General features: G+C 67.8%; 13 protein-coding genes. 11 read left to right on the top strand and 2 right to left on the bottom strand.

The features are described from left to right. Positions 1-136 precede the first annotated feature (136 nt). The 7 genes from ABD53_RS07960 (at position 137) to ABD53_RS07930 (ending at position 8,726) form a co-directional block, all read left to right on the top strand. A complete protein-coding gene (locus ABD53_RS07960) occupies positions 137-838 on the top strand; it encodes an adenylate kinase family protein (protein WP_235401456.1) in 702 nt (233 codons plus the stop codon). 245 nt (positions 839-1,083) lie between these two features. Beyond that, entirely contained in the window at positions 1,084-1,782 is a 699-nt protein-coding gene (locus ABD53_RS07955) for a GntR family transcriptional regulator (RefSeq protein WP_200900335.1), read from the top strand. After that, the gene (locus tag ABD53_RS07950; protein WP_235401453.1) at positions 1,779-3,002 is read left to right on the top strand and encodes a CaiB/BaiF CoA transferase family protein; all 1,224 of its coding nucleotides are present in this window, start codon (positions 1,779-1,781) and stop codon (positions 3,000-3,002) included. Before ABD53_RS07955 ends, ABD53_RS07950 begins: the two co-directional genes overlap by 4 nt. Next, a complete protein-coding gene (locus ABD53_RS07945; RefSeq protein ID WP_047865239.1) occupies positions 3,002-3,952 on the top strand; it encodes a hydroxymethylglutaryl-CoA lyase in 951 nt (316 codons plus the stop codon). Before ABD53_RS07950 ends, ABD53_RS07945 begins: the two co-directional genes overlap by 1 nt. A gap of 116 nt (positions 3,953-4,068) precedes the next feature. After that, positions 4,069-6,183, top strand: a complete 2,115-nt coding sequence (locus tag ABD53_RS07940) for a hydantoinase/oxoprolinase family protein (RefSeq protein WP_047865238.1) — start codon at positions 4,069-4,071, stop codon at positions 6,181-6,183. A gap of 2 nt (positions 6,184-6,185) precedes the next feature. Next, entirely contained in the window at positions 6,186-8,099 is a 1,914-nt protein-coding gene (locus ABD53_RS07935) for a hydantoinase B/oxoprolinase family protein (RefSeq protein ID WP_047865237.1), read from the top strand. Between the two features lie 3 nt (positions 8,100-8,102). Further along, positions 8,103-8,726, top strand: a complete 624-nt coding sequence (locus ABD53_RS07930) for an isochorismatase family protein (protein ID WP_047865236.1) — start codon at positions 8,103-8,105, stop codon at positions 8,724-8,726. 28 nt (positions 8,727-8,754) lie between these two features. On the opposite strand, the gene ABD53_RS15860 is transcribed toward ABD53_RS07930, so the two are convergent. Then, the gene (locus ABD53_RS15860; RefSeq protein WP_160309646.1) at positions 8,755-9,513 is read right to left on the bottom strand and encodes an amphi-Trp domain-containing protein; all 759 of its coding nucleotides are present in this window, start codon (positions 9,511-9,513) and stop codon (positions 8,755-8,757) included. 162 nt (positions 9,514-9,675) lie between these two features. Here ABD53_RS15860 and ABD53_RS15855 point away from each other — a divergent pair, with 162 nt between their 5' ends. The 4 genes from ABD53_RS15855 to ABD53_RS07905 all read left to right on the top strand — a co-directional run bounded on the left by ABD53_RS15855 (position 9,676) and on the right by ABD53_RS07905 (position 15,308). Further along, positions 9,676-10,665, top strand: a complete 990-nt coding sequence (locus tag ABD53_RS15855) for a Ppx/GppA phosphatase family protein (RefSeq protein WP_053057816.1) — start codon at positions 9,676-9,678, stop codon at positions 10,663-10,665. Further along, on the top strand, positions 10,662-12,884 hold the full coding sequence (gene ppk1 / locus ABD53_RS07915) for a polyphosphate kinase 1 (protein ID WP_084709425.1): 2,223 nt from the start codon (positions 10,662-10,664) through the stop codon (positions 12,882-12,884). The genes ABD53_RS15855 and ppk1 overlap by 4 nt, the downstream gene beginning before the upstream one ends. A gap of 82 nt (positions 12,885-12,966) precedes the next feature. Beyond that, a complete protein-coding gene (locus ABD53_RS07910) occupies positions 12,967-14,700 on the top strand; it encodes a CYTH and CHAD domain-containing protein (protein ID WP_084709424.1) in 1,734 nt (577 codons plus the stop codon). 11 nt (positions 14,701-14,711) lie between these two features. Next, positions 14,712-15,308 carry a SixA phosphatase family protein gene (locus tag ABD53_RS07905; protein ID WP_047865234.1) on the top strand — a complete coding sequence of 199 codons (597 nt, stop codon included), beginning with the start codon at positions 14,712-14,714 and terminating at the stop codon, positions 15,306-15,308. A gap of 186 nt (positions 15,309-15,494) precedes the next feature. Here the strand turns inward: ABD53_RS07905 and ABD53_RS07900 are convergent, their stop codons facing one another. Continuing rightward, positions 15,495-16,190, bottom strand: coding sequence for a 2'-5' RNA ligase family protein (locus tag ABD53_RS07900; protein ID WP_047865233.1), 696 nt, complete (start codon positions 16,188-16,190; stop codon positions 15,495-15,497). Positions 16,191-16,236: the final 46 nt, after the last annotated feature.

Here is a 16,236-nt window from a genome sequence, read left to right as displayed (position 1 = left end):
CGCTGTAGTATATCCAAACGTCCCGTACGTGTCCGGCATGTTTCATAATAGCGGGTGGAAGGGTAATCTTCGGCACTAATCGTAAGGGCCGGGATAGAGCGGAGCGGTGTTCCCCGGCACCCCGGTGGCGGGACTGGTGACAGAGCAGCGTACGGAGGAGGCGGTTGGGATGAAGCTGGCGTTCATAGGTCCCGTCGGCGCGGGCAAGACTAGTCAGGCGCAGAGGATCTCGCAGATGCTCACGGGCTACATGCGGGTCTCCACGGGTGAGATGATCCGGACACACATAGAGGCCGGCACGGAGCTCGGCCGCCAGGCGGAGGGCTTCTACCGGCGCGGGGAGCAGGTGCCGGATGAGACGATACTAGAGCTCGTCGGGACCAGGCTCCAGCCCGCGGGGTTCTGGATACTGGACGGCTTCCCACGCAGCCTGTCCCAGGCCCAGGCTCTGGACGAGCGCCTGGAAGGTCGCCGGGGAGGGCCGCTTACGCGCGTGATCGCCCTCGAAGGCCCCTCGGACGACGAGCTGGTGCGCCGCATAGTGAGCGGGAGGGTACACAGCCAGGCCACGCGCATGGTCTACCACACCGAGAATGACCCGCCGCCCGATCCTTCGGAGCACATGGACCCGGGGCCTTTCGTCCGCCGGGATGACGACGGCGAGGGCCCCATCCGAAAACAGCTACAGATCTACCATGAAGAGGCCGGCCCCCTGAAAGAACACTACGAGAGCCGGGGGCTGCTCTCCGTGGTGGACGCGGACCAACCCATAAACCGGGTAACGGGGGCCATACTGGAGGCCCTCAATCACCCGGAGAGCCCCAAGCAGAGCGCCTGACCCGGGGCCGCACCTCCCCCGACTTCCACGCTCCCAAACTGCATAGAAATTGTATACAGAAATTACGCCACGGCTCCTGTGAGACAGAGCTAAGCTTTTCGCGCTCTTTTATACCCTCTAATTAACGATATTCCGGGATGGAAAACGTCTCGCGCTTGACTCGGGGTGCTTCGTTCGGATAGATTGTATACAATAGTCTGTAACCAGAAGAACTTTTGTGGCGTTTTGTGTCGGGGGTATTGTAGTTGGGGGCTCAGGGGCAGAGGGTCGGGAATTCCGGGGTACTGGAGGAGATTCGGCGCGGGATCATGCTCGGAGAGCACCGGCCCGGGGAGCGATTGGTCGAGGAGCAGATCGCCGCCGAGCTGGGGGTTAGCAGGACGCCGGTCCGCCAGGCGTTGGCCATGCTTGAGGCGGAGGGTCTGGTGGAGATCGCGCAGAACCGCGGGGCGGTGGTCTGCTCGTTCTCGGCGGAGGAGGTGTGGGAGATATACGACCTGCGCGCCGTGCTGGAGGGGCACGCCGCGCGCCGGGCCGCGGACCGGATCGGGGCCTCCGAGTGGCGGAGGCTGGGGGAGCTTGCCGGGGAGATGGAGCGCTTGGAGTTGGAGATACAGCGGGAGCGTGGCGGGACGCCGGAGGAAAACATAAGGCGTCTGGTCGCCCGGAATCAGGATTTCCACGGGGCCATCGTGGCGGCGAGCCACAACCGGCGGCTGGAGAAGCTGATCCAGAGGACCGTGCAGGTGCCGCTCGTCTTCAGGGCTTTCTTCTGGTACACGCCGCGCGAGCGGGCAATATCCAACCATTACCATCGCAGGATTCTCGAAGCTCTGGAGGCTGGGGACGGCGAGCGGGCCGGGATAGTGATGCGCGAGCACGTTTACGAAGGGAGAGATTTCGTGATTCGATCTCTTAGAGAAGGGCGAGAGGAGAAGTATTGAACCAGGCGTACTCAGATGCTTCCGGGGGGCTGCCTCTTGAAGGGGTGCGGGTGGTGGAGATGGGCAGTCTCCTGGCCGGTCCTTTCTGCGGACAGTTGCTGGCGGACTTCGGCGCGGAGGTCATAAAGGTCGAGCCGCCGGGCAAGGGAGACCCGATGCGGGTCTGGGGCCGGCACCAGAAGAACGGCCGCACGCTGTGGTGGCCCGTGATCGCGCGCAACAAGAAGTCCGTCACCCTGAACCTGCGCGAGGAGGAGGGCCAGAAGCTGGCCCGCTCGCTGGTGGACGGCGCGGACGTGCTGGTCGAGAACTTCCGGCCCGGCACCCTGGAGCGGTGGGGGATGGGATACGAGGACCTGCGTGAGACGAACCCCGGTCTCGTGATGGTCCGGGTCTCGGGCTACGGGCAGACCGGGCCCTACCGGGATCAGGCCGGGTTCGGTGCGATAGGAGAGGCGATGGGCGGCATCCGGCACGTTACCGGGTTCCCCGACCAGCCGCCGCCGCGCACCGGCGTAAGCCTCGGCGACTCGCTGGCCGCCACCTTCGGGGCCCTCGGGGCTCTTACCGCCCTCTACAACCGCGACGCGCGGGGCGGGATGGGACAGGTGGTGGATATAGGGATCTACGAGGCCGTGCTCGCCATGATGGAGAGCACCATCCCCGAGTACGCGCTAACGGATCACGTCCGGGACCGGACGGGCACCGTCCTGCCCTTTGTCGCGCCCTCGAACATATATCCCACCTCCGACGGCGACTACGTCCTCATAGCGGGCAACGCCGACACCGTGTTCGGGCGTCTGGCGGAGGCGGTGGGCCACGCCGAATGGGCCTCCGAAGAACGCTACGCCACCCACCACGCCCGGGGCGAGCACCAGGAGGTGCTGGACGAGGAGATCTCCGCCTGGACCCGGGAGCGCACCGCCGGGGAGGTCCTCGACACGATGCGCGAGGCCGGGGTCCCGGCGGGTAAGGTCTACACCGCGGAAGATATGCTGTCCGACCCGCACTACGCCGCCCGCGAGAACATAGTCGGCGTCGAGGACCCGGAGATAGGGGAGGTCCCCATGCAGAACGTCGTGCCACGCCTCACCGGAACCCCGGGCGGGGTCAAGTGGACCGGGCCGGCGCTCGGACAACACAACGAGGAGGTCTACGGTGGCGTACTCGGCCTCGACGGAGAGGAGCTGGCGGCGCTCGGGGAGCGGGGGGTGATCTAATGCACGATCCAGTACGCCATTCGGCGCGTTCGGCGCGGGTCGAGCTCGTGGACGTGGGCCCGCGCGACGGTCTCCAGAACGAGGACAGAACACTCTCGGTCGAGACCCGCGTCGCCCTGTGCCAGAGGCTCGCCGCCGCCGGTCTGCCGCGGGTCGAGGCCGCGAGCTTCGTAAACCCGAGGCGCGTACCCCAGATGGCCGGGGCCGAGGAGGTAATGCAGGGAGTAGTGCAGGGCATGTCCGGAGGCCGGTCCGGCTCGAAGTTCGCCGGGCTGGTGCTGAACGAGAAGGGCTACGAGCGTGCCCTGGCGGCCGGGGCGGGTGAGATACGCTACGCCTTCCCGGTCACCGACGAGTTCGCCCGGCGCAACCAGAACACGACCGCCGCCGAGGGCGCGGCGCTCGCCGCAAGGCTCACGGAGCGTGCCAGATCCGACGGCTTACGGGTCTCCATAACGCTCTCGGCCGCCTTCGGGTGTCCGTTTGAGGGGAGGGTGGAAGCCGGGACCGTGCTCCGGCTGGCCGGGGAGGTCCTCGCTTCACGGCCCGACGAGCTGGTGCTGGCCGACACCATCGGGGTCGGGGTCCCATCCCAGGTTCGGGAGCTCGTGGGAGAGCTATCCGGCTCCGTGGAGCCCGGGACGGATGTCGGGGGGCATTTCCACGACACCCGGAACACGGGGCTCGCGAACGCGCTGGCCGCCGTAGAGTCCGGGGCCCGGGTGCTCGACGCCTCCGTGGGCGGCACGGGGGGCTGTCCGTTCGCGCCGAGGGCCACGGGCAACATAGCTACGGAGGATCTGGTGTACCTCCTGCACGGCATGGGTTATGAGACCGGGGTGGATCTCGACCGGCTAATGGAGTGCGCCGGGTGGCTGGCCGGGGAACTCGGCAAGGAGCTGCCGGGGCAGCTCTACAAGGCGGGGAGCTTCGATCCGGTGGCCGGATAGGTCTCGTGGGTCCGTAAAGGGTCGTAAGGACCGTGAAGGACTGTAAAGGGTCGTAACAAAGGGTCGTAAAGGGGAGGCCGCGGGGCCGCGGCTTACAGGGAAAGGAAGGGGAGAGAATGGCATATAACGTGGCCGTAGACGTCGGGGGGACCTTCACCGACGTGCTGGCCTTCGACGAAGAGACCGGCGGGCTGACCGAGGAGAAGGTCCTGTCCACGCCGGACGACCCTTCACGGGGCGTGGTGACCGGCGTGGAGAAGGTCTGCGAGCGGCTCGGGATCACGTTCGAGGAGCTGAACCTGTTCTTCCACGGCACCACCGTGGTGACGAACATGATCCTGGAGAACAAGGGGGCCAGGGTCGGGCTGTTGACCACGAAGGGACACGAGCAGATCCTGCACCTCGCCCGCGCCTGGACCCCGGGGCCGCTCTACGGCTGGATGGCGCTCGTCAAGCCGGACCCCGCCGCCGACCCGACCGACACGCGGGGCATAGACCAGCGCACCCTGGCCGACGGGACCGTGCTGAAGCCCCTCGACGAGGACGAGGTACGTTCCGCCGTCGAGGGGCTGGTCGAGCGGGGTGTGGAAGCGCTCGCGGTCGGCTTCTTGAACTCCTACATGAACCCTGATCACGAGCGGCGCGTGCGCGAGATCGTGGCCGAGATGTACCCGGATCTCGCCGTCTCCATCTCGGCGGACATCGGCCAGGAGTACGGCGAGTACGAGCGGACCCTGACGACCGTTATAAACACGGCGGTCCAGCCGAGCACCATCACCTACATGAACGGCTTCGAGTCCTCGATCCGCGAGAGGAACTTTTCCGGCAACCTATCCATAGTCCGCTCCGACGGCGGGGCGATGAGCACCCGGGCCACGGCCTCGCGGCCCATCCAGATCGCCCTTTCTGGCCCTTCCGGCGGCGTTACCGGGGCGGCGTACCTCTCGCGGGAGATCGGGGTCGAGGACGTGCTTACGCTGGACGTCGGCGGTACCTCCACCGACGTCTCCCTCTGCCTCGGCGGCTCGGAGCTGGTGCAGCGCGAGATGTCTCTCGGGTACTACCAGTTCAAGTCTCCGGCCGCCGACGTCCACAGCGTCGGGGCGGGCGGCGGGTCTATCGCTTTCGTCTCCACCAGCGGCGCCTTGCAGGTCGGTCCGGCGAGCGCCGGGGCGAGCCCGGGCCCGGCTTGCTACGGGCGGGGCGGCACCGAGCCCACCGTCACCGACGCGAACGTGGTGCTGCACCGCATCTCGCCCGGAGCCCGGCTGGGGCGCACCCTCGCGCTCGACGAAGCGGCGGCCCGCGAGGCCGTAGGAAAGGTCGCCGAGCCCCTGGGCATGAGCGTGGAGGAGGCCGCCGAGGCCATCCTGGAGATCGTCAACGAGAACATGCACGCGGCGCTGCGGGTGGTGAGTGTGGAGCGGGGCCACGACCCGCGCGGGTTCGGGCTGGTCGCCTTCGGCGGGGCCGGTCCGCTGCACGCCTGCGCGCTGGCGCGCCTGATCCGCTCCAGGCCCGTCGTGATCCCGCCGACGCCGGGGGTGATGAGCGCGTTCGGCTTTCTCTCGTCGGATACCAAGAACGAGTTCCCCGAGACCTACCTGCGGCTCGCCGAGGAGACCTCCGCCACAGACCTCAAGGAGCGCCTACAGTCCCTGCTCTCCCAGGCGGAGGAATGGCTCGCCGGAGAGGGGGTGGACGGCTCCGAGCGCGACTACGAACTGTACGTGGACTGCCGCTACTACCTACAGAACATCCAGATCCCGTGCCGGGTGGAGTTAGGCGAGCTGGATGAACTGGATGGGCTGGACGGCGGTAACGGGGCCGACTGCACGTTCCTGCGCGAGCGTTTCGAGCCGGAGCACAAGGGCCGCTACAACTTCGAGCTGCCGGACTCGCCGCTCGAGATGGCGACGCTGCGGGTCGTGGGGCGGGGCAAGATAAAAGGCGTCTCCCTGACCCCCTCGGAGAACGGGGCCGGCGAGGATGCCTCTGGCGCTATCGAGTCCCACGAGCCGGTCTACTTCGGCGGCTGGCACGAGAGCCCGACCTACGCCCGCGACCGGCTGCGCCCCGGCAACGTGGTCATCGGACCGGCGATAATCGCCCAGCCCGACACCACGACCGTCGTCGAACCCGGGTACCGGGCCGCCGTGGACCGTTTCGGCAACGTCCTCATAGAGAGCCTGCAGAGCTTAGAGGACTCACAGATCCTGGAGGAGGCGTAGATATGCTTGGTGAAGAGTCCCGCTCGTCCCATTCACAGCATTCGTCACAGGGTGGTCTGCCCGACTTCGTGCGCGAGCACGACATAGACCAGGTCACCCTCGACATCATCGAGAACGCCCTGAAGAACGTCCGCCACGAGATGGACCGGGTGCTCATCACGACCGCCGTGAGCCCCGTGATCCGGGAGCAGGCCGACGAGTTCCCCATGATCGCCGACCGTCAGGGGCGCATGATCGTGGGCCAGTTCGGCAGCCCCGTCAGCACCGTCATAGAGCACTCGCCCTACACCCTCGAAGAGCTCAAAGAAGGCGACGTAATAGCCGTCAACGATCCCTACATGATGGAGGGCTCGACCTCACACCTGCCGGACATCCTCCTCATACGCTCGATCTTCCACTCCGACGAGCATGTCGGTTACGCATTACAATGGGGCAATCTCATGGACGTCGGCGGCTCGACGGCTGGCTCTATCCCCGTGGACGCGCGTTCGATCTACGAGGAGGGTATCCGCATGCCTCCCGTCAAGCTTTATGACGCGGGGCGATTGAACGAGGAGATACTACGCACCTTCTGCCACAATTCGCGCACCCCGCGCGAGACCCGCGCCGACGTGATGGCGATAGCCGCCGGGACCGCCGCCGGGGCGCAACGGGTAAAGGACATCTGCGACCGCTTCGGCAAGGATACCTACCTCGAAGCCTGCGACGCGCTGCTCGACCGGACCCGCAACAGCATAATGGCCCTGATCCGGCAGCTCATACCCGAAGGCGAGCGGTTCGAGTTCGAGGACTACACCGACGACGACGGTCTCGGCAACGGCCCCATAAAGCTCAACCTGACCATGTGGCGCGAGGGGGACGAACTGTATCTGGACTGGGAAGGCACCGACGCCCAGGTCCCCGGCCCGGTCAACTTCCTCCTGAACAAGGAGATGTTCCAGATGTTCGCGGGGGTCTTCCTGATCTCCGCCGTGGATCCGACCATACTCTTTAACGACGGTTACGCCGACGTTATCAAGGTAAACATCCCCGAGGGCAGCGTCCTGCGCCCGAAGGCTCCGGCCCCCCTGAGCAACCGTCTGGTGGTGATGGCGCGCCTGTTCGACGTGCTCGGGGCGGTCTACGCCAGGGCAATCGGGTTCAACGTCTCGGGCTCCTACGGCACCAGCCCGAACTTCGTCTACTCCGGCGTCAAGGACGACGGCGAGCCTTTCCAGACGATGGAGATACTCTACGGCGGCATCCCCGCCATCCCCGGCAAGGACGGCCTCGACGGACACTCGTGGTGGCCCGAGTTCCTGGCCGTTCCGGTCGAGTACATGGAGAAGTACTATCCGCTGCTCGTCGAGGGCTACGAGGCCCGCCAGGACTCCTGCGGCGCCGGGGAGAACCGGGGCGGCTGCGGGGTGAGGCGGACGTACCGCTTCCTGGCCGAAGGCTACATAACCTACCAGGACGACCGCGCCCACACCTACCCCTACGGCGTGGCGGGTGGTAAGCCGGGCGCGGGCTCGGCGAAGCGCCTGATCCGGCCCGACGGCGAGGAGGTGGAGCTCCCCTCCAAGGTGCGCGACGTGCCGGTCCGTGACGGCGACCTGCTGGTCTTCGAGACCGCCGGAGCCGGGGGCGTCGGAGACCCGCTCGACCGCGACCCCGACGCCGTGGCCAAAGACGTCCGCTGGGGCCTGGTGAGCCCCGGGGCCGCGGTGGAGGTCTACGGTGTGGTCTTCGGCGACGCCGGGGCTCCCGACCCCGAGAAGACGCGGCGGCGCCGGGAGGAGCTAAGGTCCGCGAGAACCGAGAAGGCCTCGCGATTCGACCTCGGTCCTATACCCTCTCTCGAAGAGCACCGGGCCGAGATCTCCGGCTCCCGCCGCCGGTTCAACGAGTGGCTCTCCGGCGAGCTAGGCCGCTAGAGGATGGGCCAGATCCAGGGTTTCGGCGGCCGGGGCGGGGTCGGGGCGCGCCCGGCCCTCGCCGTCATAGACATGACGCTGGGCTTCACCGACCCGGACTCGCCGCTGGCCTGCGACCTCGAAACCACCGTTGGCGAGATAGCCCGGCTGCTGGAGGCGGCTCGCGGGTCCGGGGTCCCCGTGGTCTTCACCACCGTCGCCTACCGAGAGTCGGACAAGCTGACCGCGGCCGCCTTTATAGACAAGATCCCGGCGCTGCTAAACCTTGAAGCCGGCAGCCGCTGGGCCGAGATAGACCCGCGCCTCGCCCCGCGCGAGGAGGAGCCGGTGCTGAACAAGCTCTTCGCCTCCGGGTTCTTCGGCACCGGGCTCTCCAGCGCGCTGACCGCCGCGGGCGTTGACACCCTGCTGGTGACCGGGGCCTCGACCTCCGGCTGCGTGCGGGCGACCGTAGTGGACGCCCTGCAGTACGGGTTCCGCCCCGTGGTCCCGCGAGAGGCGGTCGGTGACCGCAACCCAGGAGCCCACGAGGCAAACCTCTACGATATCGAGGCCAAATACGGGGACGTGATCCCGGCCGGCCAGGCTCTGGAGTACCTGAGGAGCCTCACGGCGGGCGAGAGGTAGGCCGTCCGGCAGCCGCCGGGCGGCCTACCTACCCCTTCGCCTTTTGCGCGGCCCCCTTGCGTGGCCTGCGCTCGGCGGCGAGACGCTCGACGGGCTCGCCGCCCGCGAGGTGCTTCTCGACGACCTCTGGCACGTCGCCCTCCTTGAGCCCGAGGTACCAGCTACCCTCGGGGTAGACGATTACGTTCGGACCCTGCTTGCACAGGCCGAGACATTCCACGGAGTCCACCCGCACGTCCCCGTTCAGGCCCTCCGCGCGCAGGCCGCTCTTGAGCGCCTTTTTGGTCTCCCTGCCGCCCTTCTTCGAGCAGTCGCCGCCCTTGCACACCAGCACGTGCGAGTCGTAGTCGCGGACGCTGCCACACTTGCCGGAGCTTCTTGCGGTCTCCACGGCCTCTCCGCCGTGGACGCTACCGTTCGTACCGGGTCCCGGTCCTCCGGTCTCCTGCTTCGAGGCGGCGTCTTGCGCGTACTCCGGCGTTTTCTCGTCCTTCTCGACCTTTCGGTCTTGCTTGCTTTTCTTCTTACCCTTCTTCTCGTTCTTCTTTTCGTCCTTTTTCGAGGTCTTGGCGGGGCCCGGCTCTTCTGGCCACTCGATCTCGAGCTTTAGCCGGCGGTGGCCGTCCTTGGTCTTGCTCTTCACGCTGGACCCGAGTTGCGCCGGGAGATCCAACCTCTCCCCGTCCACCGTCAAGGTGCCGCTCCTGATCCGCGCGGCCATCTCTTCCAGCCAGACCGCGACCTCCTCTTGTCCCATCCGGTCCATCCCGGCCTCTCGTTTGCTCAAGCCCGCTACCTCCAAACTGAGAGTCATTCCCGATAACCTGAAGATACCACGAAGTCCGGGTCGTCTCGGGCGGTGTTATGATCCCGGATGTGGGAGGTTATACGCGTATGCGCGTTATACGCGTATGCGCGGGCCCGGAGCCGGGATTGCTAGGAGGTCGGGTTGAGCCGGGAGAGCCTTGTAAGCCGAGGAAATTCCGAAAACCAGAGATACGGGGTAATAGACGTCGGCTCGAACACCATCCACCTGCTGGTCGGTGAGGTGGATGGCGGGGCGGTGGTCCCGGTTACCGGCGAGAAGGTCTCGGCCAGGCTCGGCTCGGGCGTGGAGAAGACCGGCGGCATCGAGGCCGGGCGGCTGGAGGTCGGGGCCTCGGCCATCGAGATGTTCGCCCGCATCTCGGCTCTCAACGGCGCGGCCGAGCCTGCGGTGCTCGCGACCAGCGCCGTGCGGGACGCCGATAACGGGCCTGAGCTCACGGAGCGGGTGCGGCGGAGCACGGGGCTCGGGGTCAGGCTCATATCCGGCGAGGAGGAGGCTCTGCTCGGCTTCCGGGGCGCTCTCTCGGCCGGGAGCTGGGCCGGTATCTCGTGGGAGAGCCCGGCGCTAGTGGTGGACCTCGGCGGCGGCTCGGCCCAGCTCATACTGGGCGACGCCTCCGGCGGGCCCACGGCCCGCGTCTCTCTGCCACTGGGCACCAACCGCACCACGGAGCGTTACGTGGAAGGAGACCCGCCTTCCCCGGAGGATCTATCCCGGGTGCGCGAGGGCGTCCTAAACGACCTGAAGAGCCTTGGCGCGCTAACGGGCTGGGAGCTACCGGAGGACACCCCGATAGTCGCCGTGGGCGGCTCGGCACGGGCGATGGTCAAGATCACCCGCGACACCCTCACACAGGGGAGGCTGCGCGGCCTCGCGTCGGAGATAAGCGACCGGCCCTCTGGCGTGCTGGCCCGGGAGCAGGGTCTCGCCCCCGAGCGGGCGCGGGTGCTGCCGGCCGCCGCGGAGACCCTGGCGGCGGTGCTGGAGCACTTCGGCCGCGAGCGCCTCGTGGTGGTGCGCGGCGGCCTCCGGGAGGGGGCGGTCCTCACGATGGCCGGGGAGCTCGGGGGCGTCGGAGGTCACGGGACGCTTATCGAGGAGGGAGCATGACGGATACCGTACGCAGGGAGACCGCCCACCGGGAGGCCAAGCACCGGGAGGCGGTGGAGCGCGGCCACGGCACGGACCCGACGGGCCAGAATCTCTCCGACCCGGCGCTGTACATAAACCGGGAGCTGTCGTGGCTCGCGTTCAACGACCGGGTGCTGGCCCAGGCCCGCGACGACCGGCATCCACTCTTGGAGAGGGTCAGGTTCGTCGCCATCTCCGAGACCAACCTGGACGAGTTCTTCATGATCCGGGTTTCCGGGCTACAGCAGCAGGTCGCCTCCGGGCTCACGAACCCCGTACCGGATCGCATGACCCCCGAGGAGCAGCTCGCCCGGGTCAAGGAGCACACCGAGCAGTTCTTCGAGGAGCGCCGGCGCATAATGGACAGGGAGCTGATGCCCGCCCTCGCCGAGGAAGGCATAAAGCTCGTCCCCCACGAGAGGCTCCTAAAGCGCGAGCGGCAAGGGCTCAGGGAGAGGTTCGCCCGCGAGGTGCTTCCCATACTCACCCCGCTCGCCATAGATCCCTCGCACCCGTTCCCGCACATCTCGAACCTGTCGCTTAACCTGCTGGTCGTCATAGAGGAGGAGGACGGGCGCAAGGTGATGGCCCGCATCAAGGTCCCCGCCACCATAGACCGCTTCATGCCCGTGCCCGAGGTCGGTAAGGACGATAGGAGCGGTAACAGGGAGGAGGAAACTGGGGCCGCCGCGGGCGCGGCCGGTGCCCGCAACGAGCACCGGCTGGTCCGCATCGAGGAGGTCATAGCCGCGAACCTCGACGAGCTCTTCCCGGGCAAGAGCGTGGCCGCGAGCTACGTGTTCCAGATGACCCGCAACGCCGACCTCGACATAGAGGAGGACGAGGCGGCCGACCTCTTGCAGACCATCGAGGGCGAGCTGGAGAGCCGCTGGTTCGGCCAGAGCGTGAGGCTCGTCGTGACCGACGGGATGCCCGAGGAGCTCAGAGAGTGGCTCGCCGACAACCTTAAGGTCGGGCCGGGCGCGGTCTACGCGGTCCCGGAGCCCATAGGGCTGGCGGATCTCTCGGACCTTACGAAGCTCGACCGCCCCGACCTGCTCTACGCCCCGATAGCCCCGCGTTACCCGCCCGAGTTCCGGGGATCGGGCTCGGTCTTCTCCGCCATCCGGCAGGGAGACATCCTGCTGTATCACCCGTACGAGTCTTTCTCGCCGTTCGTGGACTTCGCCCGCGCCGCCGCCGCCGACCCGAACGTGCTCGCCATAAAACAGACCCTGTACCGGGTGGGATCCAACTCCCCGGTCGTGGACGCTCTCTCTGAGGCCCGGGACGAGCAGACCCAGGTCGCGGCGCTCGTTGAGCTGAAGGCCCGCTTCGACGAGGAGCCGAACATCACCTGGGCCCGGCAGCTAGAGGCCCGGGGCGTACACGTCGCCTACGGGATAGTGGGCCTCAAGACCCACGCCAAGGTCTGCCTCGTGGTGCGCCGGGAGGGCTCGGGAGAGAACACGACCCTTAGGCGCTACGTCCACCTCGGCACCGGAAACTACAACCCCTCTACGGCCCGGCTGTACACGGACTTCTCGTACTTTACCGCCGACCAGGAGGTCGGGGAGGACGGCTCGGACATCTTCAACTACCTCACCGGCTACTCCGAGCAGGAGGAGTACCACAGACTGATGGTCTCTCCGCTGAACCTGCGCGACGGGCTGGCGAGCCTGATCCGGGAGCAGATCGAGAAGGCAGGAGCCGGGGAGACCGCGCGTATCACCTGCAAGATGAACTCCCTGACCGACCCGCGCCTTATAGAGCTTTTCTATCAGGCGTCACAGGCCGGGGTCAAGATAGAGATGATCATCCGCGGCATCTGCTGCCTGCGGCCCGGTCTCGAAGGGGTGAGCGAGAACATCCGCGTCATCTCCATCGTCGGACGCTTTCTGGAGCACGCCCGCGCCTACGCCTTCCACGACGGCTCGGGCAAGAGCGAGGCTGACGAGAAGGTGTACCTCTCCAGCGCCGACCTCATGCAGCGCAACCTCGACCGCCGCGTGGAGACGCTCTTCCCGCTGCGCGAGAGACGCCACCGCGAGAAGGTCCGGAACATCCTGGACCTCCAGCTCGCCGACACCGCGAACGCCTGGGAGCTACGCCCCGACGGGACCTCCAAGCGCCTGCACCCGCCGCAGGGCGGGGAACCATTCGACAGCCAGGCCGCACTCCTGCAAGACCCGCCATAGAAGGTCAAAGATTACCAGTAGGAGTCTGAGAGAGCCGGGAAGCTGGCGGGAAAAACGTGAGTGGTGCTATTGTAGATAGTCCATGTTAGGCGACTCAGGCGACTCACAGAGGACGGGCGTGCGGGGCGAGACGGCTACCGACCACCGGGAGACCGAGTGGCAGTTCGAGGCCGCGGATATAGGCGCGGTACGGGATTGGCTGGGAGACAGGGTGGAGAGGGGAGCGGTTGGCGACTCCGGCGGCCTCTCGGTCGGCGACGGGAAGACGCTGCTCCTGACGGATCGTTACCTCGACACCGAGGACCGGAGGCTGTGGCGGGCCGGATACGCCCTGCGGGTCCGCAGCCGCGGTAAGAGCTCGGAGGCCACGCTGAAGTCTCTCGCGGAGGCCGGCGGTGGCGGTGTCAGGCGTCGGCGGGAGATCTCCGAGCCCCTCTCCTCCGGGGAGGCGCCGGAGGAGACGGAGGGACCGGTGGGCACCCGGCTGCGGGCGCTCGCCGCCGACCGGCGGCTCGGGGAGCTTTTCGAGGTCCGCACCCGCCGGGTGGCGTACCCGCTCACCCTCTCCTCCACCGCAGCAGACGGCGGCTCCTCCGAGTCCACGGCAGCCGGAGAGCTCGCCACAGACGAGACCGAGATACCGGTCCCCGGCGCCGGGCCCGTCCGGCTCTACCGGGTCGAGGTCGAGGTGGGGCCCGGTGGCCGGGAGAGCCTGGAGCCTTTCGTCTCCGAGCTGCGCGAGACGTGCGGGCTCACGCCGGCCGCCGAGTCCAAGTTCGGGGCCGGTCTCATGGCCCGGGGGATACAGCCGCCGGAGGAGCCCGACTTCGGACCGGAGGAGATCGACCCCTCGCTCACCCTCGGGGAGACCGCCTACGCCGTGATGCGGCGGCAGCTCAGGGAGTTCCTGGGCCACGAGCCCGGCGTGCGGCTCGGCGAGGACCCCGGGGAGGTACACGGTATGCGCCTCGCCGGCCACCGGCTGCGGGCCGCGCTCCCCGAGGAGGAGCGGCGCTTCGAGCCGGAGCTAAAGCACTTCGCCACCGTGCTCGGCGAGGTGCGGGATCTCGACGGGCAGCTAGAGAGCCTGGAGAGGTGTATCGCCTCCTCCCCCGGGGAGGATCACGGCCCGCTAGAGGAGCTGCGCGGCGTACTCCGGGGCGAGCACGCCGGGGCCAGGGAGAGGATGCTCGCCGAGCTCGACTCCGGGCGTTACGAGCGGCTCGTGGATACGCTCTCCCGCACCCTGCGGCTCGGACCCTCACGCCGCAATAATCCCTCCGACGAGCCCGTCGTCGAGGCCGCGCCGGAACTCGTCCGCCACGCCTACCGGCGCGTCCGCAAGACCGGCGACCGGATCTGCCCCGAGTCCCCCGCCGGTGACTACCACGCCCTGCGCAAGCGCTGCAAGCGGCTGCTCTACCTCGTGGAGCCGCTCGAAGAGGTCTACGGAGACCCCGCCCGCAAGCTCGTGAAACGTATAAAACCCCTCCAGGACGTGCTCGGTGGGCTACAGGATGCCGAGGCCGCCCGGGAACGTCTCAGGCGTATAGCCTTCGAGGCCGGTGAGTCCGGAGAAGGTACGCCCGAACTCTCGCGCGCGGCCGTATTCGCCGCCGGCGGTGTCGCCGCCCGCCGCACCCTAGAGGCGGAGGAGTTGCGGCGGGACTTCCCCGCAGCCTACTCCGGCATAAAGGGCAAGCCCCGCAAACGCCTGGAGAAGGCGATGAAGAAAGCGCGGAAAGAACACGAAGAACACGAAGAACACGAAGAGCGGGAAGAGCGGGAAGAGGGGTCCGGGCCAGACGGCGGTTAGCCCGGAAGGTCATGCGCGGGGAGATCACACCGGAACCAGACGGGCTCGGAGGCCACCGGGGCATCGGCGGCCGTGACGGGCTGGACGTGTACCTCGTGCGGCACGCCGTCGCCCACCGGCGGGACCCGGCGGCCTGGCCCGACGACCGCCTGCGGCCCCTGACCCGCGGGGGTGAGGAGGCTTTCCGGACCGCCGCCCGGACCCTCGGAGGGCTGGAGAGCGGGGTCGGCGCGGTCTTTAGCAGCCCGCTCACGAGAGCCTGGCAGACCGCCGGGATACTGGAATCCGAGGGCCTGTGGCCCGCCCCACGCGAGCTACCCGAGCTGGCGCCCGAGACGCCCGCGGCCGACATGTTCTCCGCCCTGACGGCGGCGATAGCCAGAGGCGAACTCCCCCGTACAGGAGCCGTGGCGCTCGTCGGGCACCGGCCGAGCCTGCACGAGCTGGCCGCGTACATGGTCTCCGGCGACCCGCGCGGCTTGGAGGTCAAGATAAAAAAGGGCGGGGTGGTCGTGGTGCGTTTCGGGGGCTCCGGAGAGGCGCTCCGGCCCGGGGCGGGCGTCCTGCGCCGGCTCGTCTCTCCGGGGTCGCCACACCCGGGCGCCTGAGCCGGTCAGGCCGAGTCGGGAGGGGGAGCGACGAGGCTGCGGTAGGCCGTCCGGAAGATCTCCCGACTCGCATCGCGTGCGTAACGCTTCCCGCTGCCTCCCGATAAGGTCACGCCCCTCCAGGGTCCCGCCGGACTCGCACCGTAGCGCAGACTCTCCTGCTTTCCGGCTCCCGACATCCCTACTTCAAGCCTTTCCGGTAGCCTCCCGGCGGCCGGAAAGCGGTAACTCGCAGAGGGTCCTGGGCTCCGGGTACTCGTCGCGGACGTTCAGGAGAGTGAGCTCGGCGCGCTCGACCTCCAGGGTGCCGACCGGCCAGTCCCGGTACTCGGAGACCGCCGAGACGAGGCTGTCCGGTGCCGGGGTGCCGTCCGGGGCCTGGAGGTAGGCGAGGGTGAGGTGGGGAGGGCCGGGGGGACGTTTGAGCCCGCAGCCCGAGCATAGCGTGTCCTGGAGGCGGGAGATCCCACCGCCGTCGTGGACCTCGACGAACGCCGCGCCGGGGAAGGCGTTGAGGTTCGCGAGCTCCACCGAGAACGGCGGAAAGTCCGCCAGCGCCTCCTTTGCGTGCTCCCCGAGCTCCGTCAACCGCCGGCTGGAGACCTCGTTGGTCTCCTCTGGCTCCGGCGTTAGAAAGCCCAAAAGCAGGAGCGTTATGTGCATGAAGTGATCCGGGTGCAGCGACACGTAGGGCTCGTTCTCCAGCGCGTCCCGCATCGGTTGCAGCCTGTCCGCGAACCGGGAGACGTCTACCGGGATCACGAACGACGCCGAGAGCTCGTGGCCAGACTGCCACTCCGGGTCCCGGTGTCCGCCGAACTCCAGCGTCCGCTCGGAGACGAAGCTCTCCCAGATCTCCTCATAGCCCTTTACGCCTTGCATGACGCTACTGTAACAGCCGCCGTGGGCTCGCGCGGCCTCTGGCGTA

It is taken from the genome of Rubrobacter aplysinae, assembly GCF_001029505.1.
Taxonomy (GTDB): Bacteria; Actinomycetota; Rubrobacteria; order Rubrobacterales; family Rubrobacteraceae; genus Rubrobacter_A; species Rubrobacter_A aplysinae.
This window is presented reverse-complemented; position numbering and strand designations above follow the sequence as displayed.